Genomic DNA, 23008 nt, shown 5'->3' with positions numbered 1-23008 from the left:
GAGCAATACTATAAAATCATGTTAGATGAGATAGACAAGATGGAATCCATTACTTCTGAACTGTTATTTATATCAAAACCGTTAACAGAATCAATGAGAAATGAATCGCTTGAGGAAATGATCCATGACGTTATCCTATTATTGAGCACACAGGCAAATGTAAAGGGTATCAATATTGAGTATGATGATACATATAAAGGTTCTATTTATTGTGATCGTTCGCAAATAAAACAGGTCTTAATTAATTTAGTAAAAAATGCGATTGAAGCGATGGTTGACGGTGGTACTATTAAACTGATAACGACATCTACCAAAACCCAGGTTATACTTAGTATTAGGGATGAGGGTTTAGGTATACCGGATGAAATCATTCATAAATTGGGTGAGCCTTTCTTTACGACGAAACAAAATGGAACCGGGCTAGGACTGATGATATCAAAACAAATCCTAAACCATCATGATGCAATTTTAAAAATAGAACAAAATGAGTATAAGGGAAGTACCTTTCATATCTTTTTCCCCCTACCGTAATAGAACGGACTATTTTTAGTTAATGTTTTTCGTATAACTTAAACTTATCATTACAAATAAGTTTTTTGTATTGGTTAACTTACATAAATCAATTGTTTTATCATACAAATTGATTTAAGATATATAGAGTAGAACTATTTTTAGTAGGTAAGGAAGTATAAAACTTATCTGCATAAGTGCAGCTAAGGTATGCCGTAAAGCCCTGGCAAAAGCCAAGTTTTCCATATACCTTTCAGAATAAAGGTGAAAAAGGAATGAAAGGCTTTTTGCTATTTGCCATCCGTTTTATAGAAAGATAGCAATAGGGTAATGGAGCAAAAATACGATGGAGAGGGGATCAAACATATGGGTAAGAGAGTAATGCATTCAATGCCAAAAACAATTTGATCTACATGGAAAAACCTATAACTATTATGAATTAAAAGCATTGGAAGAAGCTGGTTTGGGAAAAGTGTCACGTTTACCATTTTCTGTTCGAGTTCTTTTAGAATCACTGATTCGCCAGCATGATGGCCATCAAATTAAAGATGAGCATGTACAAGGTCTATCAAAATGGGGCAGCAAAGAAGGCACAAATTCAGATGTTCCATTCAAACCTTCACGTGTCATTTTACAAGATTTCACTGGAGTACCTGCAGTAGTTGACCTTGCATCATTACGTAAAGCTATGGTGGATATGGGAGGAGAACCAGATAAAATAAATCCTGAAGTACCGGTTGATTTAGTTATCGACCACTCAGTACAAGTGGATCAATACGGAACACCAAATGCACTTCAAGCAAATATGGATTTGGAATTTGAGCGAAATGCGGAGCGTTATGAATTTCTAAACTGGGCACAAAAGGCATTGATAACTATCGTGCTGTACCTCCGGCAACTGGTATTGTGCATCAGGTGAACTTGGAATACATTGCAAACGTTATCCATGGTGTAGAGAATGAAGACGGGGAATATGATGCATACCCTGACACACTTATGGGAACGGACTCTCATACGACAATGATCAATGGTCTTGGCGTACTGGGCTGGGGCGTTGGTGGTATAGAAGCAGAGGCAGGCATGCTTGGCCAGCCATCCTTTTTCCCTGCACCGGAAGTAATTGGTGTTAAATTTACAGGAAGTTTCCCAAATGGAACAACAGCTACGGATCTAGCATTAAAAGTAACACAAGTTTTACGTGAAAAGAATGTTGTCGGTAAATTTGTGGAATATTTTGGTCCGGGCCTGCAGGATATGCCACTGGCAGACCGTGCCACCATATCAAACATGGCTCCAGAATATGGAGCAACGTGTGGTTTTTTCCCTGTGGACCAAGAATCATTGAATTATTTCACTTAACAGGACGCAGTCAAGAGCAAATTGATTTAGTCGAACAATACTGTAAAATCAACGATCTATGGTATTCCCCGGAGCAAGCAGATCCTGAATACACAGAGTTGGTAGAAATAAATCTTTCAGAACTTGAACCAAACCTTTCCGGACCGAAACGTCCACAAGATTTGATCGCTCTTTCTGACATGAAAAAAGAATTCAATAAAGCAATTACAGCACCAGAAGGTAACCAAGGATTTGGTATGGATAAATCCGAGTTTGATAAAGAAGTAACAGTTGATCATCCAAATGGAAAAACTTCTTTGATGAAAACAGGTGCACTTGCGATTGCAGCGATTACGTCTTGTACAAACACATCTAACCCTTATGTTATGTTGGGTGCTGGATTACTTGCCAAAAATGCTATTGAAAAAGGATTGGAAGTTCCTGAGTATGTAAAAACATCTTTAGCTCCTGGTTCAAAAGTTGTTACACGTTATTTAGAGGATTCCGGATTAATGACATACCTTGATCAGTTAGGATTTAACTTAGTGGGATACGGTTGTACAACATGTATTGGTAACTCTGGTCCACTCAGACCTGAAATAGAAAAGGCTATTGTTGATAATGATTTAACTGTTTCATCTGTATTGTCTGGTAATCGTAACTTTGAGGGACGTATTCACCCACTAGTGAAAGCAAACTATCTTGCTTCACCACCACTTGTCGTTGCATATGCCTTAGCAGGTACGGTTGATGTTGATTTAACGAAAGAAGCGCTGGGTACAGATAAAGAAGGAAACGCGGTCTATATGCAGGATATTTGGCCGACAATGGAAGAAATTAAAGAACAGGTAAACAGCGTTGTTAAGCCGGAAATTTTCCGAAAAGAATATAAAAATGTTTTTGATTCCAATGAAAGATGGAATGAAATTGACACAACGGATGAGCCTTTGTTTTGGGATAGTGAATCTACCTATATTCAAAACCCACCATTTTTTGAGGAATTACCAAAAGAACCAGGCTCCGTTAATGCTCTGAACAATCTGCGTGCAATCGGTAAATTTGGTGATTCTGTAACAACAGACCATATTTCGCCGGCGGGAGCAATCGCAAAGGATATGCCGGCAGGTCAGTATTTACAGGAAAAAGGAGTTTCACCTCGAAACTTCAACTCATATGGTTCACGTCGTGGTAACCATGAAATTATGATGCGTGGGACATTCGCCAATATACGTATTCGTAACTTATTGGCATCAGGAACGGAAGGCGGTTATACAACATACTGGCCTACAGGAGAAGTCATGCCAATTTATGATGCTGCAATGAAATATCAACAGGATGGTACTGGTTTACTTGTAATGGGCGGCAAAGATTACGGGATGGGTTCATCACGTGATTGGGCAGCTAAAGGTACTAATTTGTTAGGCATTAAAACTGTTATTGCTGAAAGTTTCGAACGAATTCATCGTTCAAATTTGGTCATGATGGGTGTACTTCCATTACAATTTGAAAAAGGGGAAAGCGCGGAAAAATTAGGCTTAACCGGAAAAGAAACTTTCCATGTTGAGATTGATGAGTCGATTAGCTCAAATGATTTAGTGAACATTACTGCAGTTGATGAAAATGGAAAAACAACGGCATTTAAAGCTATTGCTCGTTTCGATAGTGATGTGGAAGTCGATTATTATCGTCATGGTGGCATCTTACCAATGGTCTTACGAGACAATTGCAAGTTGCAGTAAACGAATAGATAAATGAGTGAAACTAGCCCTTACATGCTTCTTCATGGTAAGGGCTTTTTCATCTGAACTAAATGAATTTTTTTCTGAACAATAGTGGCATTTTCTTTACAAATGGTCAATATAGACATACCATTTAAAGTATAGAATATAGTAATATCAGGTCGCTATGTTATAAGGATATGTAAACGGAGGAGGTAAATCCAACGCATGTATAAAAAGATACTTAGTATTGTCGGTATTCTGGTGTTAGCTGGAATTGTCGTATTTAATTTCATACAACAAAATAATGAAACACAAACGGAGAATGCTCCTAATGAATATAATGTTAGCGGAGATTCAGACGTAGAAGGTGCGGCTATAACTCCTCCTGGAAGTACTGAGATTGAACAAGGCGAATCTGCACCAGAATTTGAAATGGAAACGCTGGATGGAGAGAAAATAACACTTTCTGAATTGAAGGGAAAAAAAGTTATTCTAAATTTTTGGGCAACATGGTGCCCGCCTTGTCGTGACGAAATGCCAGAGATGCAGAAATTTCATGAGGCGTACGGGGATGAAGTAGAGATCCTTGCTGTAAATTTAACAGATACCGAAACAAGTAAACAGGATGTTGTTGATTATAGAAACGAATATGAATACACCTATACTATTCCCCTTGATACCGATTCAACTGTAAGTGATGATTATAAGGCTATTACTGTACCAACTACTTACTTTGTAGGTACAGATGGAACCATTCAAGCACCGAGAAAAGTTGGACCAATGACGTATGACTTTATGGAGGAAACAATAAATTCAATCAATTAACTGTTATAATATTTGGATTTAGTGGCAATACTTCTTTTTAAAAGGAGTGAGCTGCTGTGTCTTTAAAGAAAAGACTTGCATTTGATGAATTAGTTCGGGAAAATCGTCAACAAATTTTGAAGGACCATTTACTAATGGAAAAAATCGAAAAAAACTTAGAAAAGAGAATGCATCAATCCGTAAAGCGAAAAGAACTATCATAATGAGAAGCCATCTTCTGTGAATGATTATTGAATCACACAAAAGATGGCCTTTTTGTGAAAAGGGAAACTTTTTCGCGTATAAGAATGTTAGTTGTTGAAAAAAATAGTAATAGCTTTTGAAAGAAAGGAGCATCATGATGACTGACAAAAATCATCAGCCAAAACCGGATGATCGTAGTGATAATGCAGAGAAACTTCAAGATATGGTCCAAGATACCATGCAAAATCTGGAGGAAGCCCAGGATACGATGGAATTTTCCTCCGGAGAAGATAAGGAGAAAATAAAAGCGAAGAACGAGCGTCGCGAGAAAGCAATTGAAGGGATGCGAGATGAGATCAAAGATGAACGAAATAATGAATAAGAATCAGTAGCCCTAGCTCTCCCCAAAGAGTTGGGGTTTTAAAATCGATTAAGCTAAATTTCATTGCGTTCATTACATTTATGATAAGCTGGAAGATGAAATAAAAGCAGAGGGAGAAGATCATATGAATAAAATACGTACATCTATTGATGTAAGATATCAGGAAACAGATCAGATGGGCGTTGTTTATCATGCCAATTATTTAGTATGGTTTGAAATCGGGCGAACCAAATATGTCGAAATGTTAGGATTTAGTTATTCAGATATGGAAAAATATGCTATTGTATCGCCCGTTATAGATGCCCAAATTTCGTTTAAAAAACCTATTCGATACGGAGAACAAGCTATCGTTGAAACATGGTTGGAAAAATATGATGGAATTCGAACCATATATGGTTATCATATACTGGATGGAAAAGAGAATGTTGCAGTTAGCGGAACGACCCAGCATGTCATTGTAAAAAAAGAAAACTTTCGCCCTTTATCACTGCGTAAAACGTTTCCTGAATGGCACCAAGCTTACATACAACAAATTGAAGGGGAATAAACATGGCATTTGGTGTGAAAAGAGAAGAAGTAAACGCGTGGAAGAAAAAAGTTGAGAGCGGAAATATCGCATTTTTAACACATTTTTGGATTGATGACCGTTTTTCCAGGTTGTGATACCGTAACAAAGGTCGGCTGCAGCGATATCGATAAGTTAAAAAAGTGGGGGAAAAAATATGGACTTATAGAAAATTGGATCCATAAAGATGAAAGATTTCCACATTTTGATTTGTTTGGTAAACAACAAAAGGATATATTGCAGCAAGAGAACAAATGGGATCATATAGATAAATTCAGATTATAATAGAAAAGGGCGTTAACGTTTAAGTACGCCCTTTTCTATTGCTTTTCATCCATATAGTTAAACGCAGGTTCCATTATTTTTCTGTTTAAATGAATTTTTAGATCTTTCTCTTCAAAATACCAAGCATCTTTTTTCTCAATAAAAAAAGTTATATTTTCTACTTCTATAGAGGTATGAACATCTTCTGGTTCATCTTTCATAATTCCTAACGAGAAACCTGGAATATTACCGCCCATTCCCCCGTATCTTACATAGAAACGTAATTTGGAGTTATCTGTGATATCCAATTCTTGCTTATACCATTTGGCAACTTCTTTACTCATCTGTAGTTTCAATGAAGTCAGCTCCTTATAGCATCAACTGCTATTTTTCGTTTAAGATTGTTTTCCCTTTTTTTCAGGAACTAAATCAACACCACCCGGATGAAAGGGGTGACATTTACTTATCCTTTTTATTGTTAAAAATCCACCCTTAACAGCTCCAAAACGGTGAAAAGCCTCGATTCCGTATTCAGAGCATGTTGGGTAGAACCGGCAGGATGGCGGCTTAAAAGGGCTAATTGCTTTTCGATAAAATTTAATGAACCCTATAAAAATATACTTCATTGTGACTTATCCTTCTCAGTTAGATTCCGTATGACGCTTATCATAACTGACTGAAGCAACGGCATCATGCAAATGGATGGATTCTTCGTTTCGGCATGAAACGTTAAATTTAGTTACAAAGGGCATTTCATATAAATCTGCAGCTACAAGACGAGCCATATCTTCAACGAAACGTGGGTTTTCATAAGCTTGTTCCGTTACCATTTTTTCATCAGGTCTTTTTAAAACTGGATGTAATCTGGCGCTGGCGTTGCTTTCAGCTGCTTCTAAAAGACTTTCTTTCCAATCAAGGCTGGTGCCGTCAAAGCCTTCTGTTAGTGAAACTTCCATTGTAATTTGTCCGCGTTGATTATGTGCACTGTATTCACTTATTTCTTTGGAACATGGACATAATGTTGTGATCAACCCTGAAAGTGATACGCTAACTGTATGTCCCTTTTCTTTATCATAAGAAACATGAATAACAGCATCTGCATGGTTCATCCCAGATAGACCTGACTGAGGTGCTTTTCTTTCAAAGAACCAAGGAAATTCCACTTTTATCATAGCATCTTTCTGATCCAGCCGTTCAGCTAGATCTTTTGTAAACCTCTTAAGCGTAGCAAAATCCACAGGAAGACCTTGTTCATGATAATGATTTAATTGCTGTGTAAAACGACTCATATTTGTCCCTTTACTCGTATTTTTCAAGCTTGAGGTAAATTCTATTGTTCCAATACTTGTTTGCGTCGTTGGTTTCAAATTACTGAAAACAGTAATAGGATGTTTTACATTTGCTATTCCAACTGCGTCAAGGTCAAAAAGAAAATCTTTTTTGGTGTTCTGTAAATCTGCCATTTTACTTTTCTCAACAGGTTTTGACTTTGGAAGCGGATCTACAGAACCGAATAATTTATGACGTTCAGCTTTATTTGGTAATTGTTTTATTGGGAAAGTTGTAATCTTGTCCATAACATAACATCCTTTCGAATTATGACTAAGTACCAGTATACTAAAAAGTACGGACTCTATTCAATTTATTGATTTGCGTTAGAATAGAATCGACTTTGATTACATCCAGGTGATTTTGGGTTCGGTTTTGTTCTTGATTCGCTTGATATTCTCCCTATGTCTGTAAAAAACAAAAACTGTTAATAACGCAGTCACTATAGCAAGACCAATCTCGTGTAAAAGTATAGAAGCAATCACAGCAATAATCCCTGTAATCAGGGAAGAAAGGGAGACATATTTTGATAAATACAATGTCAAAAGAAAGCTTGTAACCATAATGATGAATAATAATGGATTAATACCCAGGATTATTCCGCCGGATGTCGCCACTGCTTTTCCACCGTTAAACTTAGCGAAAATAGGATATGTATGTCCAACAACAGCAAATAGGCCAATGGCCAGTCGGTATACATCCCCGTCAAATAATAAAGGAACCAGTGTAGCCGTAGTACCTTTTAATATATCTGTTGAAACAACAATGCTACCTGCTTTAAAGCCTAATATTCGAAATGTATTCGTTGCTCCAATATTCCCACTGCCATGTTCCCGTATGTCTATATGATACCAAATCTTGCCAACAATGAGGGCAGAGGGTATAGAACCTAATAAATATGCAATAATACCAAATAATAAATATTCCATTATTCATCCTACTCTCTTTATAATATGGAAAAAGGGCTATAGTTTTATTTTAGCATGAACTCGTGATGGAAAGAACCTCAAAACAAATGAAATACTACTTATAATGTAAATAGAAGCGAAAATGAGGTTTTTAGGTTGCTTGAAAAGGGTATCCAGAAAAGAAATTAGTCTAAAATTGCTTTTAAACTTAGAAAAAAGGAAGAATGATATGATAGAATTCAAAAATATAGGCAAAGAATATTCAGATGGAACCCGGGCTTTAAAAGATTTTTCCTTAAAGGTAAGGAATGGAGAAATGGTAACACTTATAGGACCAAGCGGCTGTGGAAAAACAACAAGTTTGAAAATGATAAACCGTCTTATTGAACCTACTGCTGGGATGCTATACATAAACGAGAAAGATATAGATGATTACAATATACATGAATTACGCTGGAATATTGGCTATGTCCTGCAGGAAATTGCGCTATTTCCTCACATGACCATTTCCGAGAATATTTCAGTGGTACCAGAGATGAAGAAGTGGAAACGCAAAGACATACGAGCACGGAGTGAAGAACTCCTGGATATGGTGGGATTGGATCCTTCAACATACCAAAAGAAAATGCCAGGAGAGTTATCCGGTGGTGAGCAGCAACGTGTAGGGGTAATACGAGCCTTAGCTGCAGACCCGGATATTATTTTAATGGACGAACCTTTTAGTGCCTTGGATCCTATAAGCAAAGAGCAATTGCAACAGGATATCCGTCGTTTGCAAGAGGAGATTAAGAAAACCATTGTCTTTGTTACACATGATATGGATGAGGCAATGGCTCTAGGTGATAGGGTTTGTCTGATGAGAAACGGTGAAGCGATACAAATTGACACACCACAACAATTAATTTTGCAACCCAAAACACAATTTGTAAAAGATTTCATTGGAGAACGAAAATCTCCATGGCAAACTGCTGTAGATGTGATTGCAGATCAATCACATCTACAGGTTATGTGTGCCAGGCATGTGCACATTCTCTAGGGTTAAAGTCCCGAATCACGAAGGCAGTAGTAGTGGTTAGCTCAAGACAAGGGTGTCTGGGGTGACCCAGAATCTGAAGGAAGTCGGCGGCAAATCCCCGCCCTTAGGAACACGAACTTCATAGAAGGCTAGATGTACTTGGGTGAGACTGCATAACAAGTCAAAGCCCTTACTGCCAAAGGGTGCATAGAGTAAATGAAGAAGGGATATGGGGAGGAAGAGTGTGTACTTACCCTGGGAGGTCTGATAGAAACGCGGTACACATGCCGTAACTGAACATGCGAATGTTCACTGAACTATCAGAAGTCAGCCGAAGCCGTAGTACCAGATACTTCTAGAATATCTGGGAAGGGCTGAATCATTTAAGGAGAATTGCCACTTTGCGTACGCAATACTCGAAGAAGCAGAAACATGAAAACCTTCCTAATGGAAGAAGCGGTGAATCCCGCGGGGGACATTAGAAGGGCTGAGAGACATTGCCACACAAGAAGAAAGGACAATTCACGCAGGAGTTAGATAACATGTTGGAACAAATCCTATCACGGGAAAACTTAATGACAGCTCTGCATCGTGTAGAGCGCAATAAAGGAAGTCACGGAGTTGATGGAATGCCCGTACAAAACTTACGAGCGCATATCGTTGAACACTGGGCTTCTATTCGGGAACAACTGGAAACAGGAACCTACTATCCTCAGCCTGTCCGCCATTACAAAATCCGTAAAGAAGGCGGCGGTATGAGGAAACTGGGTATTCCCACCGTGTTAGACCGATTTATCCAACAAGCCATCGCACAAGTGCTCACCACGATATATGACCCGACCTTCTCGGAAAATAGCTATGGCTTCCGCCCAAAGCGTCGAGGTCACGACGCTGTAAGGAAAGCTAGGGCATACATGAAGGACGGATATCGCTGGGTGATTGATATGGATTTAGAGAAATTCTTCGATAAAGTAAACCACGACCGTTTGATGCGGACGCTAAGTCGGAGGGTCAAAGACCCGAAAGTCCTTCAGCTTATCCGCAGATTCCTGCAAGCAGGAATCATGGAAGACGGAGTGGTACATCCGAATACAGAAGGAGCGTCTCAGGGCGGACCGTTAAGTCCGCTTCTCTCAAACATTGTCCTGGATGAACTGGACAAAGAGTTAGAGAAAAGAGGACTCCATTTCGTGCGCTATGCGGATGACTTTCATATTTATGTCCGTTCGAAAAGGGCAGGACACCGAATAATGGAAAGTATCACCAACTTTATAGAGAAGAAGATGAAATTGGAAGTCAATAAAGAGAAAAGTGCGGTAGACCGCCCATGGAAACGTAAATTCCTTGGATTCTCATTCACCTTTCATAAGGAAAATCCCAAGATACGGATTGCGAAAGAGAGCATCAAACGTTTCAAGCGACGAATCCGAGAATTAACGTCTCGAAAGAAATCCATGAATATGGGGGACAGAATCGAGAAACTGAATCAATATCTCGCAGGCTGGCTGGGATACTACCAGTTAGCAGAAACACCTACGATATTCAAGGAACTCGACGGATGGATTCGAAGACGTCTACGAATGATACGTTGGAAAGAGTGGAAGAAAGTGAAAACGAAACACAAGAATCTTGTGAAACAAGGAATCAAGAAAGGAAAAGCGTGGGAATGGGCAAACACAAGAAAGAGCTATTGGCGAACCGCCAATAGCCCTATCTTGCATAGAGCACTTGGTGACCAATACTGGTCAGAACAAGGCTTGAAGAGTCTAACTAATAGCTATCTAACGAAGCGTTGGACATAAATGAAACCGCCGTATACGGAACCGTACGTATGGTGGTGTGAGAGGTCGGAGGTTAGTCACCTCCTCCTACTCGATTTCACAGGAGGCGTTTGATAATGGGAACTATGGCAAAATAGGGATGTACATTATAGTTGATGAGAACAATATGTATACCGGGGCAGTAAATAATGGAAAATTAACAGAGGCAACTACACTGGATAACGACACGCCTCTTTTTAAAGCTACAGAAATAATAGAGTCAAGGGATCAATTATTATTTCCCGTATTAAAAAACCAAAAAATGGTGGGTGTTATCAGTAGTAAGGATATTGTTTTGTTTTTAAAAAAGCAAACAAGGATTGAAAACGGGGTGATCCGATCATGAGTGAATTCATTTCCGTATTTCAAGATAGACAGGATATGTTGCTGGAGTTGATTTGGGAACATTTACAAATATCACTTATCTCACTTATTATTGCTATTATTATTGCAGTTCCCTTAGGCTTAATTTTAACAAGGTATCCACGTGTTGCTGAGCCGGTAATCGGTCTGTCTGCAGTCATGCAAACAATACCGAGTTTAGCAGTATTAGCTTTTTTAATCCCCTTCTTTGGGATTGGCACAACACCTGCTATTGTAGCACTCACCGTATATGGCCTTCTTCCCATTTTAAGAAATACATATACAGGAATTAAAGAAGTTAATCCAGCTTTAAAAGAAGCGGCAACAGGTATGGGGATGAATTCAGTAAAACGGTTAACTAAAGTTGAATTACCAATTGCAATGCCTGTGATGATGGCAGGAATTCGAACTTCGATGGTTCTGATTGTTGGAACTACAACGATTGCAGCTCTTATTGGAGCGGGTGGATTAGGTGAGTTAATCTTATTGGGGATAGATCGAGGAGCAGATGTTAATCTCATATTACTTGGTGCCATACCTGCAGCATTATTAGCCATTGCGTTGGATTTAATTTTACGAGGATTTGAACGTATTTCAAAAAAAGCTGGCTTTAAATCGTTTATTGTCATGTTAGTTATCGCTGTACTCATCGTTACCACCCCATTTTTTATTACTACTTCCAAAAATGCAGATGTGGTAATCGGTGGGAAATTGGGGGCCGAACCGGAAATTTTAATTAATATGTACAAGCTCTTAATTGAGGATGAAACTGATTTGGAAGTAGAACTGGAAGCTGGGCTTGGAAAGACAGCATTCGTGTTTACGGCGTTACAAGAGGAGAGTATTGATATATTTCCTGAATTTACCGGAACAGCAATTGTTACCCATTTAGAAGAAGAGACAGAGAGCAATGATGCCACTGAAGTATATGAACAAGCAAAACAAGGAATGAAAGAAGAATATGACATGGAGTTTCTCCAACCTATGGAATACAATAATACGTATACGATAGCTACGAGACCGGAGACTGCCAAAGAGTCTAACTTAGAAGATATTGGAGACGTAAAGCAAATAGAAGATGAAATCACAGCAGGTTTTACATTGGAATTTAGGGATAGGTACGATGGATATATAGGCATGCAAGATGTTTATAACCTTGATATCGAAAGCATCAGCACAATGGATCCTGGTATACGTCAGGATGCTTTAGATAAAGGTGAAGTGGACATCATTGATGCTTACGCAACAGACAGTTATATGGTAGAATTAGGCCTAGTAACATTAGACGATCCGGAGAATCTGTTTCCGCCATATCAAGGAGCACCACTTCTCAGGGCGGAAACATTGAAGGAACATCCGGAATTAGAAGAGGTATTAAATCAACTGGGTGGTAAAATAACAGATGAAGAGATGCGCGAGATGAATTATGAAGTTGACTATGAAGACAGGTCTCCTAACGAAGTAGCAAGAGAGTTTCTGGAAAGCGAAGGTTTACTTTAAAATAGAGAAGGGGCTGTGAAAATATGTCTTGGGAAAACCCGAAAAATGAAACATTGAAAGAAATATTGGAATCAGCGAACACAATTGCAGTCGTTGGACTATCTGATAACCCTGACAGAACATCACATCAAATAGCAAAAATAATGCAGGAAAAAGGATACCGGATCATCCCAGTTAATCCCACTGTTGAAGAAGTACTCGGTGAAAAATCTTATCCAAAATTGACGGATATACCTGAAAAAGTAGATATTATCAATGTTTTTAGAAGACCGGAATACTTGCCTGCTATTGCGGAAGAAGCTGCCCAAACGGATTGCCGCGTTTTTTGGGCACAACAAGGTATTGTAAACGAAGAAGCTTATCATTATTTAAAAGAACGGGATTTCATCGTCATGATGGATTTATGCATCAAAGTAGTACACAGTGTACTAGTGCAGAAATAACAAGAGAAAGGATGACATTTTCAGTCATCCTTTCTCTTGTTACAAAAAAATATGCAAGCGGAATTCAGTTATAGTATACTTATTATCATGCTTAGCTTCATATCAGTAATTTCGTATACATTGATTAGAAACCTTAGCGTTCGTTAGTCATTCGAATGCTAAACACGCAAAAGACGTGCTAGTACTGGCGTTGCCACAAATGGCTTCAAATGGGGTGGGCATTTACGCATAACCCATGATGTGGCGGCTTTAGATAGTGAATAAGTAAGGAAATAATTATATGTTCTTACTTGCCAACAAAAAACATTTGTTCTATTATATGAGAATGATACTTTTATTAGGGGAAAGGAGTCGATGGTGATTTGGCTAATCCAACACGATATACAGATGATTCCATCCAAGTTTTAGAAGGCCTTGAAGCTGTTAGAAAAAGGCCTGGAATGTATATAGGTAGTACCGATATACGTGGTCTGCATCATTTAGTATTTGAAATCGTTGATAACGCAGTCGATGAGGCATTAGCAGGTTATGGAAATTTTATTAAGGTACAGATACATAACGATAATAGTATCTCTATTGAAGATAGCGGAAGAGGGATACCAACAGGTATGCATAGCTCTGGGAAGCCAACAATAGAGGTGATTTTTACTGTTCTTCATGCAGGAGGTAAATTTGGACAAGGTGGATACAAAACGAGTGGCGGCCTGCATGGTGTCGGTGGTTCTGTTGTGAATGCATTATCTGAATGGCTTGAAGTGACGATCTTTCGCGACGGATATACGTACCAACAGCGGTTTGAAAATGGTGGTCAACCGGTTGGGTCACTTGAGAAAAAGGATCTACAAAAAAGACTGGTACCTTGATTCATTTTAAGCCTGACCCAACGATTCTATCTGCGGTTGTTTTTGATTTTGAAACTCTGTCAGAAAGGCTGCGGGAATCTGCTTTTTTATTAAAGGGGTTAGAGATACAATTAATCGACAATCGAACAAACGAAGAAGAAACGTATCAATATCCTGATGGGCTTAAATCATTTGTGGACTATTTAAATGAGGAAAAAGACACCCTGCATCAGGTTGTTTCGTTTGAAGGGTATCAACAGGGATTCGAAGTCGAATTTGCTTTTCAATTTAATGATGGATATGCAGAAAGCATGCTTTCCTTTGTAAATCATGTTCGAACAAGGGATGGTGGCACACATGAATCTGGAGCTAGAACAGCAATTACAAGAACATTTAATGATTATGCGAGAAAAGTCGGTTTATTAAAAGAGAAAGACAAGAATTTAGAAGGTACCGATATACGCGAAGGGCTAACAGCCATTATTTCTGTTCGAATTCCTGAAGAAAAGCTGCAATTCGAAGGTCAAACAAAAGGAAAACTTGGTACTACAGAAGCAAGATCAATCGTAGATGCTGTTGTTTCTGAAAAACTTTCTTATTTTCTGGAAGAGAATCCTGATATCTCCGGAGCATTGATAAAAAAATCCATGAAGGCAAAGGAAGCTCGTGAAGCAGCACGTAAAGCCGTGAAGATGCCAGAACGGGTAAGAAAAAGCGTAAAAAGGACGCGCTTTTAAGTGGAAAGCTTACACCAGCGCAATCCAGAAATGCCAAAAAAAACGAACTCTACTTAGTGGAAGGGGATTCCGCAGGGGGTCGGCAAAGCAAGGCAGAGACAGAAAGTTTCAAGCTATCCTCCCTCTACGCGGAAAAGTTATTAATACGGAAAAAGCTAACCTGCAGGATGTATTTAAAAACGAGGAAATCTCCACCATCATTCATACGATAGGCGCAGGAGTAGGAGGCGACTTTAATTTAGAGGATGTCCAATATGATAAAATTATAATTATGACAGATGCTGATACGGATGGTGCCATATTCAAGTTTTATTATTGACGTTCTTCTATCGCTACATGCGCTCACTTGTTGAAGCTGGTAAAATTTTCATCGCTCTTCCTCCACTATTTAAAATTTCTAAAGGCAAAGGAAAGAAAGAGAAAACAGTATACACATGGGATGAGGAAGAGATGAAAGAAGTGACAAAGGAACTTAAAAATGGCTATATCGTTCAGCGCTATAAAGGTCTAGGTGAAATGAATGCGGATCAGCTTTGGGAGACGACGATGAATCCTGAGAGTCGTACGTTAATTCGTGTTACAATAGAAGATCTGGCTAGGGCGGAAAGAAGAGTAACCACATTAATGGGCGATAAAGTAGAACCAAGAAGAAAATGGATTGAAAGCATGTAGAATTTGATATGGATGAGGATGCCAATATATTAGAAAACGAGAAAATTCATACAGAATAAGGGGGGGTTGGTTTGGCACAACCTGAAAAATTTATGGACCTTCCACTAGAAGAAGTTATTGGTGACAGATTTGGGAGGTATAGTAAATATATTATTCAAGATAGAGCATTACCAGATGCGAGAGACGGTCTCAAACCTGTTCAACGCAGAATCTTGTATGCGATGCATGAAGAAAAAAACACACATGATAAAAGCTTTCGAAAATCTGCCAAAACTGTTGGTACAGTAATTGGTAACTATCATCCACATGGTGATTCTTCCGTTTATGAAGCCATGGTTCGCCTGAGTCAGGATTGGAAAGTTAGAAACGTATTAATTGAGATGCATGGAAACAATGGGAGTATTGATGGAGATTCAGCGGCAGCGATGCGGTATACAGAAGCAAGATTAGGACGTATTGCTTCAGAACTGTTGAAAGATATTGACAAAGAAACAGTTGATTTCTTTCCTAATTTTGACGAAACGAGTGAAGAACCAGTTGTATTACCTGCTAAATTCCCTAATTTATTGGTTAATGGTTCCACAGGGATTTCTGCTGGATATGCAACGGATATTCCTCCTCATAATTTAGCTGAAGTAATAGATGCAGTTATTATGAGAATGGATAAGCCTGATGCTACAGTTGATGACTTAATGAAAGTCATTCAAGGACCAGATTTCCCTACAGGTGGTATTATTCAGGGTGTGGATGGCATAAAGAAGGCTTATGAGACCGGTCGAGGCAAAGTAGTAAACCGTAGCAGAGCGTATGTAGAAGATGTACGGGGGAATCGTCAGCAAATCGTTATCAGTGAAATTCCATTTGAAGTAAATAAAGCAAATATGGTTAAAAAAATCGATGAACTCAGAATCGATCGTAAGGTAGAAGGGATTGCCGAGGTTCGAGATGAAACCGATCGAACGGGATTGCGCATTGTTATTGAATTGAAAAAAGGTGCAGATAGTGAAGGTGTTTTAAATTATTTATATAAAAACACGGATTTGCAGGTAACTTATAATTTCAATTTGGTAGCTATACAGGATAAGACACCTAAATTATTATCTTTACCACAGATACTGGATGCATATATTAACCACCAAAAGGAAGTTGTAACAAGGCAAACAACGTTTGATTTAAAAAAAGCAAAAAATCGTGCCCATATTGTAGAAGGTTTGATAAAGGCTATATCTATATTGGATGAGTGATTGTTACCATCCGGGAATCGAAAGATAAACAAGATGCCAAAAAACGCATTATAGCAAAATATGATTTTACGGAAGCGCAAGCAGAGGCTATCGTGATGCTACAACTATACCGTTTAACAAACACAGATATTACACTACTTAAAAAAGAAGCAGATGAATTACGTAATACAATAAAAGAGTTGGAAACGATTTTGGCAAGTGAAAAAAGCCTTTATCAAACAATCAAAAAGATCTAAAGCAAATCAAGAAAACATTTTCGGATAAACGAAGGACAAGTATTGAAGATAAAATAGAGAGTTAACGTTTAATATAGAAGTAACGGTTGCAAGTGAAGATGTACTTGTTCTATTACAAGAGATGGATACCTTAAACGAACCAGTTTAAGGTCCTACGGGGCATCAAATGGGAGGACTTGGCCATTAAGGATAACGATCACCTTGTAGGACTGATGGAGTTAAACACGACAGATAACATCCTGCTTTTCACAAGCAGAGGAAATTATATATTTCTCCCCGTTCATCAATTATCGGATATACGCTGGAAAGATCTTGGTCAGCATGTATCAATATTGTATCGATGGCAAAAGATGAGTATATTGTTCAGTGTATTCCTGTTCGTGAATTTGAAGAAGGTTATCATCTTATTTTCTTTACTAAGAATGGGATGATCAAACGAAGCGAGATTAAACTGTATGATGCGCAAAGGCATTCAAAAACATTAATCGCGATGAATCTCAAAAAAGATGACGAAGTTGTCAATGTTATCAAACAAATGGACACTCTGATGTATTCCTTGTTTCCAATAAAGGATATGGTCTATGGTACCATGAATCAGAGGTTTCACTTGTTGGTCAACGGGCTGCAGGTGTTAAAGCCATGCAATTAAAGGACGATGAATATGTTGTGAGTGGACATGTATTTGATGAGTTGCAGAGCCATCAATGGTTATCTTGACACAACGCGGAGCATGTAAGCGGATGAAACTAGCGGAAGTTGAAAAGGTAGTAGAGCTAAACGTGGTCAAGCCTTGTTAAAAGAATTAAAGAAAAAGCCACATCGCGTGAAGGGTTTTTCATTGTTAAAGAAAATGACACACTGTACTTCCAAACAGCAAATGGAAAAACCCACAGCATTTTTCCACTTGAACTATCCAGCAGTACCAGAACAAGCAATGGATCGTTTATCATTGATACAGATAATCAAGGCGAAGTGACAGAGGCTTGGAAGGAAAAAACATATCAAAAACCTTTTGATGATGTTATGGAATAAACTATTAGCAGTAAAAAAAGTTTTGGGATAACATGATCATTCTCTCTGCAGATAGGAAAGGTTAACGCCTTCCTATCTGCTATATTTTTACTCATCCATGTTGTAAACGCTTCCTATTTTTGGGAGAATATGATAAGATAAAAAAATCAATTAGTTGAATTTATTGCGTGATAGTAGAGGGGAAGGACATGAATTTTGAATTATCCAAAGAACAACATATGATTAAAAAATGGTTCAAGCGTTTGCAGATGAAGTTATACAACCAAGAGCGATAGAGGCTGATAAAGAGGCAAAGTTTCCTGTCGATACCTTTGATCAGATGGGAGAATTAGGATTATTAGGAATCCCCTTTCCTGAGGAATATGGAGGTTCCGGTGGTGATACACTTTCCTACGTCCTGGCAGTGGAAGAGATCGGCCGTGTATGTGGGAGCACTGGTTTAAGTTACGCTGCAGCAGTTTCTCTTGGAGCAAGTCCAATCTATGCTTTTGGAACAGAAGAACAAAAAGAAAAATTTCTAACACCATTAGCACAAGGAAAAGCTTTAGGATCATTTGGATTAACGGAACCGAACGCCGGGTCTGATGCCGGTGGTACGCAAACGACTGCAGTGGAAGAGGGAAACGACTATATTATTAACGGGGAAAAATCTTTTATTACGAATGCGAGCTTTGCAAAAACAGTCATCGTTACAGCTGTTACTGGGAAAAACGAGAAGGGGAAAAACATCATTTCTGCCATAATTGTTCCAACAGATACAGAAGGAATGACCATTACAAGTAATTACGATAAATTAGGAGTTCGTGGCTCCGATACAGCAGAGATTGTTCTGGAAAATGTACGCGTTCCCAAAGAAAATTTGCTCGGCGACCCACAAAAGGGATTTCATCAATTATGCACACATTAGATGGGGTAGAGTATCCATTGCAGCACTAGGACTTGGAATTGCTCAAGGATCATTAGACAGGGCATTAAGCTATGCAAAAGAAAGAACGCAGTTTAAAAAACCAATTTCCAACTTCCAGGCCATCCAGTTTAAACTTGCTGATATGTCTATGGAAGTTGAACTTGCCAGAAACATCGTACATAAGGCAGCTTGGTTAAAAGACAATGGGAAACCTTTTGTAAAGAGGCTGCGTATGCAAAGCTTTATGCAACAGAAACCGCCTTTCGTACAGCAAATGAGGCCGTTCAAATTCACGGGGGTATGGGTATATGCGTGAATATGAAGTGGAAAGATATTTACGTGATGCAAAACTTTTGGAAATTGGGGAAGGTACATCTGAGATTCAGCGTGTCGTTATTGCGAGAAAATTAGGCTGCTAGAAATACAGAACAATAGGGGAGAAGTTTTATGATTAAGAAAGTACTCATAGCAAATCGTGGGGAAATTGCAGCAAGGATTATACGGGGATGTAAAAAACTTGCTATTCAAACGGTTGCCGTATTCAGAAGCAGATCAAAAAGCTTTACATGTTAGGATGGCTGATGAAAGCTACTTGATTGGCCCCTCACGTGTAAATGAAAGTTATCTAAATGTGGACAAACTAATGGATGTTGCTAAAAAAACTGCAGTTGATGCGATTCACCCCGGTTATGGTTTTTTTAAGTGAAAGTGATACCTTTGCAAAAAGATGCAAAGAAGAAGGTATTATCTTATTGGTCCTACGGGCGATGTAATGAAAAAGATGGGAAGTAAGATTGCTGCAAGAAAAGCAATGCAGGAAGCTGGTGTACCAGTTGTCCCAGGAACTGACGGAGGGTAACATCTGTTGAGGAAGCAATGGATGCAGCTGGCGAAATAGGCTATCCAATCATGTTAAAAGCCTCTGCCGGTGGCGGCGGAATAGGGATGCAATTGGTATATTCCGATGCGGAATTAATAAAAGCGTATGAAAGTAATTCGAAGCGAGCCTTATCATTTTTTGGTGACGGCGCTATGTTCGTAGAAAAGAGATTAGAGAATACGAGACATATTGAAATTCAAGTTTTGGCAGATCATCATGGAAATGTAGTACACGTATTTGAACGGGAATGCTCTATTCAGCGTCGTAATCAAAAGGTGATTGAGGAGGCTCCTTCCCCGTTTCTATCTGTTAAAACACGTAATGCTATGGAAGCGCTTCCGTAAGCGCTGCAAAGGCACTTAGTTATACGAATGCGGGCACAATCGAATTTTTAGTGGACGAGCAGGAAAATTTCTATTTCCTTGAAATGAATACTAGAATTCAAGTTGAGCACCCGGTTACGGAAGAAATTACAGGAATAGATATTGTTGAGGAACAAATAAATATTGCAAATGGTGAAAAACTTAAAATGACGCAAGATGAATTAGCGATGAATGGTCATGCGATAGAGGCACGTATTTACGCGGAGGATCCGATTACATTTCTTCCTTCTCCAGGAAAATAACAGAAGTAAATATCCCATCAAACGATTCTATACGTAACGAAACAGCTGTAAGCAACAATGATGAAATTACACCTTTTTACGATCCGATGATTGGTAAGTTAATTGTTAAAGGTGCAACTAGAGAGGAAGCGATTTAAGGTTTAAGGATGCGCTGACGAACTATCAAATTAAGGGAATTAAAACAAATATACCAATGTTTTAAAGATTGCAGATTCTCCGCAATTTAAAGCGGGAAAGACAACCACATCGTTTGTACAAGATTACTATTTACCATTAGTGAAAACAAAATAGGAGGAATTATTAATGGAGGAAATTAAAGCAAGTATGGCAGGAAATGTATGGAAAATTATGGTGGAAGAAGGAGATAATGTAGAAGAAGATCAGGATATTGTTATTTTAGAGTCCATGAAAATGGAAATTCCAATTGCTGCAGAAGGTCCAGGAACAGTTAAGGAAATAAAAGTAGCTGAAGGCGACTTTGTCAATGAGGACGATAGTATCGCTATTATAAGTGACTAATTTAATCGTCTTTATAGATTGGGAGGAGGTTTAATATAAATAATGGGTTAGTAGATTTAAAGATAGTCGAGAACCATATTGCAATCATAACATTGAATAGACCGGAAGCTGCAAACGCTATGTCAACAGCTTTACTCAATGAACTTCATCAAACCGTTAATAAGGTAGATCGGGATACATCCGTTTATTGCTCCATTATTATCGGGGCTCATGAAAAAGCATTCAGTGCTGGTGCAGATTTAAAAGAGCGTAAAGGCATGTCAGATGATCAGGTAATAGAAGCTGTACAGTATATAGGTAGTACGATTTCCGCTATTGAAAAGATGCGTATGCCCGTAATTGCCGCACTTAACGGTGTGGCTTTTGGCGCGGGCTTGAATTAGCTTTAGCTTGTGATCTTCGAATAGCCGCGAAACATGTAAAAATGGGATTAACTGAAACATCTTTGGCGATTATACCAGGAGCAGGTGCACGCAGCGTCTCGTTTAATTGGTATCGGGCAGGCAAAGCGTTTAATTTATACGGCGAAACCTCTGCAAGCTGATGAAGCATTAAAATTGGATTAGTGGAACAAGTTGTCCAAGCGGATGACTTATTAGATGAAACCATTCAACTAGCAAAAACAATTGCAATGAACGGCCCGTTAGCATTGCGTCAAGCTAAATTAGCAATTGACAGGGGCATGCAAACGGATGTATCAACTGCTTTAACATTAGAGCATTTAAGCTATAAGCAAACCATCCCCACAAATGACAGATTAGAAGGGTTGGCTGCTTTTTAAAAGAAAGAGAAAGCCGCAATTTAAAGGAAATTAAGGAGAGGATACATAATGTCTGAAGTCGATGATCTGGAAAATAGAAAAGAAAAAATAAAAAAAGGAGGACACGAAAAATACCACCAAAAAAATGATGAAAAGGGAAAGCGCTTTGTTCGTAAGCGATTGGAATTATTATTTGATCAAGGTGTTGATATAGAGGATGCTCTGTTTGCAAATAATATGGATGATTCGCTTCCATCTGATGGCGTAGTCACAGGGATTGGAAAAGTGAATGGTCAAGATGTTTGTGTAATGGCAAACGACTCTACTGTAAAAGCCGGATCCTGGGAAAAGAACGTAGAGAAATTATCCGTATCCAAGAAACAGCTGAAAAATTAGAAATTCCAATGTTATATTTAGTTGATTCAGCTGGAGCAAGGATTACAGATCAAATCGAAATGTTCCCAGGTCGCCGGGCGCAGGGCGAATTTTTCATAACCAGATTAAATTATCTGGACGTACCTCAAGTCTGTCTATTATTCGGACCATCTGCTGCAGGTGGCGCATACATTCCGGCATTTTGTGACATTGTCGTTATGGTTGATGGAAATGCTTCCATGTATTTGGGTTCACCTCGAATGGCAGAAAAAGTGATTGGAGAAGATGTGAGTCTTGAAGAAATGGGTGGAGCTAAGATGCATGCTTCTGTATCTGGTGTAGGTGATGTTTTAGTAAAATCGGAAAAAAAGCCATTGAATATGCACGCAATTATTTAAGCTACTTTCCAGCTAGTTTCAGGGAAAGAGCAAGGGAGGCAGAACCAAAAGAAGCTAAAACTTTTGAGCAATCCATCACTGATTTAATCCCGGAAAATCAAAATGCCGCTTTTAATATGTATGATTTGATTAAACAAATTATTGATGAGGATAGTTTTTTGTGAAATTAAAAAGAAATTTGCACCGGAATTAATTACCGGATTAGCAAGAATAAATGGGAAATCGGTTGGAATCATTGCTAATCAACCACGTATGAAAGGAGGAGTACTATTCCCGGATTCTGCAGATAAAGCAGCAAAATTATTCAGCTTTGTGATGCGTTTAATATTTCATTATTATTCTTGGCGGATGTTCCCGGATTTATGATTGGCACAAAGGTAGAACGGGCAGGAATTATTCGTCATGGAGCCAAGATGTTAGCAACGATGAGTGAGGCAACGGTTCCAAAGATTTCTGTTATCGTCAGAAAGGCTTACGGTGCAGGGTTATATGCCATGGCAGGTCCAGCCTTTGAGCCGGATTGTTGTATCGCTTTACCAAGTGCACAAATAGCAGTAATGGGCCCTGAAGCGGCAGTAAATGCTGTTTATGCAAATAAGATTGCCGAATTACCTG

15 protein-coding genes and 10 pseudogenes are annotated in these 23008 nt (G+C 38.7%); 21 read left to right on the top strand and 4 right to left on the bottom strand.

All coding sequences use genetic code 11. The annotated features are described in order from the left end of the window. The 7 genes and pseudogenes from KFZ56_RS19380 to KFZ56_RS19350 all read left to right on the top strand — a co-directional run. A partial coding sequence (locus KFZ56_RS19380) for an ATP-binding protein (protein WP_222644074.1) occupies positions 1-531 on the top strand: 531 nt, incomplete at its 5' end. Between the two features lie 364 nt (positions 532-895). Beyond that, positions 896-3587: pseudogene (acnA, locus tag KFZ56_RS19375) on the top strand (aconitate hydratase AcnA). Positions 3588-3794: 207 nt separating this feature from the next. Then, a complete protein-coding gene (locus tag KFZ56_RS19370) occupies positions 3795-4394 on the top strand; it encodes a TlpA family protein disulfide reductase (protein WP_222641983.1) in 600 nt (199 codons plus the stop codon). Between the two features lie 56 nt (positions 4395-4450). Continuing rightward, entirely contained in the window at positions 4451-4597 is a 147-nt protein-coding gene (locus KFZ56_RS19365) for an FbpB family small basic protein (RefSeq protein WP_222641982.1), read from the top strand. A 137-nt stretch (positions 4598-4734) separates the two neighbouring features. After that, entirely contained in the window at positions 4735-4959 is a 225-nt protein-coding gene (tlp, locus tag KFZ56_RS19360) for a small acid-soluble spore protein Tlp (RefSeq protein ID WP_375540678.1), read from the top strand. Positions 4960-5083: 124 nt separating this feature from the next. Continuing rightward, positions 5084-5506 (top strand): acyl-CoA thioesterase, encoded by a 423-nt coding sequence (locus KFZ56_RS19355; RefSeq protein ID WP_222641980.1) that lies wholly within the window; start codon positions 5084-5086, stop codon positions 5504-5506. Positions 5507-5508: 2 nt separating this feature from the next. Then, positions 5509-5809 (top strand): annotated as a pseudogene (locus KFZ56_RS19350) (hypothetical protein). Positions 5810-5844: 35 nt separating this feature from the next. Here the strand turns inward: KFZ56_RS19350 and KFZ56_RS19345 are convergent. The 4 genes from KFZ56_RS19345 to plsY all read right to left on the bottom strand — a co-directional run bounded on the left by KFZ56_RS19345 (position 5845) and on the right by plsY (position 8046). Further along, positions 5845-6144 (bottom strand): HesB/YadR/YfhF family protein, encoded by a 300-nt coding sequence (locus KFZ56_RS19345; protein WP_222641978.1) that lies wholly within the window; start codon positions 6142-6144, stop codon positions 5845-5847. Positions 6145-6183: 39 nt separating this feature from the next. Beyond that, on the bottom strand, positions 6184-6414 hold the full coding sequence (gene yidD / locus KFZ56_RS19340) for a membrane protein insertion efficiency factor YidD (RefSeq protein WP_222641977.1): 231 nt from the start codon (positions 6412-6414) through the stop codon (positions 6184-6186). A 15-nt stretch (positions 6415-6429) separates the two neighbouring features. After that, positions 6430-7365, bottom strand: a complete 936-nt coding sequence (gene folE2 / locus KFZ56_RS19335; protein ID WP_222641976.1) for a GTP cyclohydrolase FolE2 — start codon at positions 7363-7365, stop codon at positions 6430-6432. 99 nt (positions 7366-7464) lie between these two features. After that, the gene (gene plsY / locus KFZ56_RS19330; RefSeq protein ID WP_222641975.1) at positions 7465-8046 is read right to left on the bottom strand and encodes a glycerol-3-phosphate 1-O-acyltransferase PlsY; all 582 of its coding nucleotides are present in this window, start codon (positions 8044-8046) and stop codon (positions 7465-7467) included. A gap of 208 nt (positions 8047-8254) precedes the next feature. Here plsY and KFZ56_RS19325 point away from each other — a divergent pair. The 14 genes and pseudogenes from KFZ56_RS19325 to KFZ56_RS20130 form a co-directional block, all read left to right on the top strand. Continuing rightward, positions 8255-8986 (top strand): annotated as a pseudogene (locus KFZ56_RS19325) (ABC transporter ATP-binding protein); the annotation flags it as partial. 596 nt (positions 8987-9582) lie between these two features. Beyond that, positions 9583-10842 (top strand): group II intron reverse transcriptase/maturase, encoded by a 1260-nt coding sequence (ltrA, locus tag KFZ56_RS19320; protein WP_222640737.1) that lies wholly within the window; start codon positions 9583-9585, stop codon positions 10840-10842. A 37-nt stretch (positions 10843-10879) separates the two neighbouring features. Then, entirely contained in the window at positions 10880-11206 is a 327-nt protein-coding gene (locus tag KFZ56_RS19315; protein WP_222644072.1) for a CBS domain-containing protein, read from the top strand. Continuing rightward, entirely contained in the window at positions 11203-12723 is a 1521-nt protein-coding gene (locus tag KFZ56_RS19310; protein ID WP_222641973.1) for an ABC transporter permease/substrate-binding protein, read from the top strand. The genes KFZ56_RS19315 and KFZ56_RS19310 overlap by 4 nt, the downstream gene beginning before the upstream one ends. 23 nt (positions 12724-12746) lie before the next feature. Further along, positions 12747-13166: a CoA-binding protein gene (locus tag KFZ56_RS19305; protein WP_222641972.1), complete on the top strand. Its 420-nt coding sequence runs from the start codon at positions 12747-12749 to the stop codon at positions 13164-13166. 440 nt (positions 13167-13606) lie between these two features. After that, positions 13607-15476, top strand: a pseudogene (gene parE / locus KFZ56_RS19300) (DNA topoisomerase IV subunit B). A gap of 12 nt (positions 15477-15488) precedes the next feature. Then, positions 15489-17929 (top strand): annotated as a pseudogene (parC, locus tag KFZ56_RS19295) (DNA topoisomerase IV subunit A). A gap of 229 nt (positions 17930-18158) precedes the next feature. Next, a complete protein-coding gene (locus tag KFZ56_RS20145; protein ID WP_375540709.1) occupies positions 18159-18836 on the top strand; it encodes an acyl-CoA dehydrogenase family protein in 678 nt (225 codons plus the stop codon). Next, positions 18766-19255 (top strand): annotated as a pseudogene (locus tag KFZ56_RS20140) (acyl-CoA dehydrogenase family protein). The gene KFZ56_RS20145 and the pseudogene KFZ56_RS20140 overlap by 71 nt, the downstream one beginning before the upstream one ends. A 28-nt stretch (positions 19256-19283) precedes the next feature. Beyond that, positions 19284-20632, top strand: a pseudogene (locus tag KFZ56_RS19285) (acetyl-CoA carboxylase biotin carboxylase subunit). A 12-nt stretch (positions 20633-20644) separates the two neighbouring features. Beyond that, the gene (locus KFZ56_RS19280) at positions 20645-20860 is read left to right on the top strand and encodes an acetyl-CoA carboxylase biotin carboxyl carrier protein subunit (RefSeq protein WP_222641971.1); all 216 of its coding nucleotides are present in this window, start codon (positions 20645-20647) and stop codon (positions 20858-20860) included. 35 nt (positions 20861-20895) lie between these two features. Beyond that, positions 20896-21675, top strand: a pseudogene (locus KFZ56_RS19275) (enoyl-CoA hydratase-related protein). A 14-nt stretch (positions 21676-21689) separates the two neighbouring features. After that, positions 21690-22557, top strand: a pseudogene (locus KFZ56_RS20135) (carboxyl transferase domain-containing protein). Further along, positions 22538-23008 (top strand): annotated as a pseudogene (locus tag KFZ56_RS20130) (carboxyl transferase domain-containing protein); the annotation flags it as partial. The pseudogenes KFZ56_RS20135 and KFZ56_RS20130, both read left to right, overlap by 20 nt.

This window comes from Virgibacillus sp. NKC19-3 (assembly GCF_019837165.1).
Lineage (GTDB): Bacteria > Bacillota > Bacilli > Bacillales > Amphibacillaceae > Virgibacillus_L > Virgibacillus_L saliphilus.
Note: the sequence above shows the minus strand (reverse complement) of the source record. Positions and strands in the feature narration are given on the sequence as shown.

Coding starts and splice junctions, on each gene's coding strand:
- KFZ56_RS19370 (WP_222641983.1), top strand. CDS start 3,795: ATGTATAAAAAGATACTTAGTATTGTCGGTATTCTGGTGTTAGCTGGA.
- tlp (WP_375540678.1), top strand. CDS start 4,735: ATGACTGACAAAAATCATCAGCCAAAACCGGATGATCGTAGTGATAAT.
- KFZ56_RS19355 (WP_222641980.1), top strand. CDS start 5,084: ATGAATAAAATACGTACATCTATTGATGTAAGATATCAGGAAACAGAT.
- yidD (WP_222641977.1), bottom strand. CDS start 6,414: ATGAAGTATATTTTTATAGGGTTCATTAAATTTTATCGAAAAGCAATT.
- folE2 (WP_222641976.1), bottom strand. CDS start 7,365: ATGGACAAGATTACAACTTTCCCAATAAAACAATTACCAAATAAAGCT.
- plsY (WP_222641975.1), bottom strand. CDS start 8,046: ATGGAATATTTATTATTTGGTATTATTGCATATTTATTAGGTTCTATA.
- ltrA (WP_222640737.1), top strand. CDS start 9,583: ATGTTGGAACAAATCCTATCACGGGAAAACTTAATGACAGCTCTGCAT.
- KFZ56_RS19310 (WP_222641973.1), top strand. CDS start 11,203: ATGAGTGAATTCATTTCCGTATTTCAAGATAGACAGGATATGTTGCTG.
- KFZ56_RS19305 (WP_222641972.1), top strand. CDS start 12,747: ATGTCTTGGGAAAACCCGAAAAATGAAACATTGAAAGAAATATTGGAA.
- KFZ56_RS20145 (WP_375540709.1), top strand. CDS start 18,159: ATGGTTCAAGCGTTTGCAGATGAAGTTATACAACCAAGAGCGATAGAG.
- KFZ56_RS19280 (WP_222641971.1), top strand. CDS start 20,645: ATGGAGGAAATTAAAGCAAGTATGGCAGGAAATGTATGGAAAATTATG.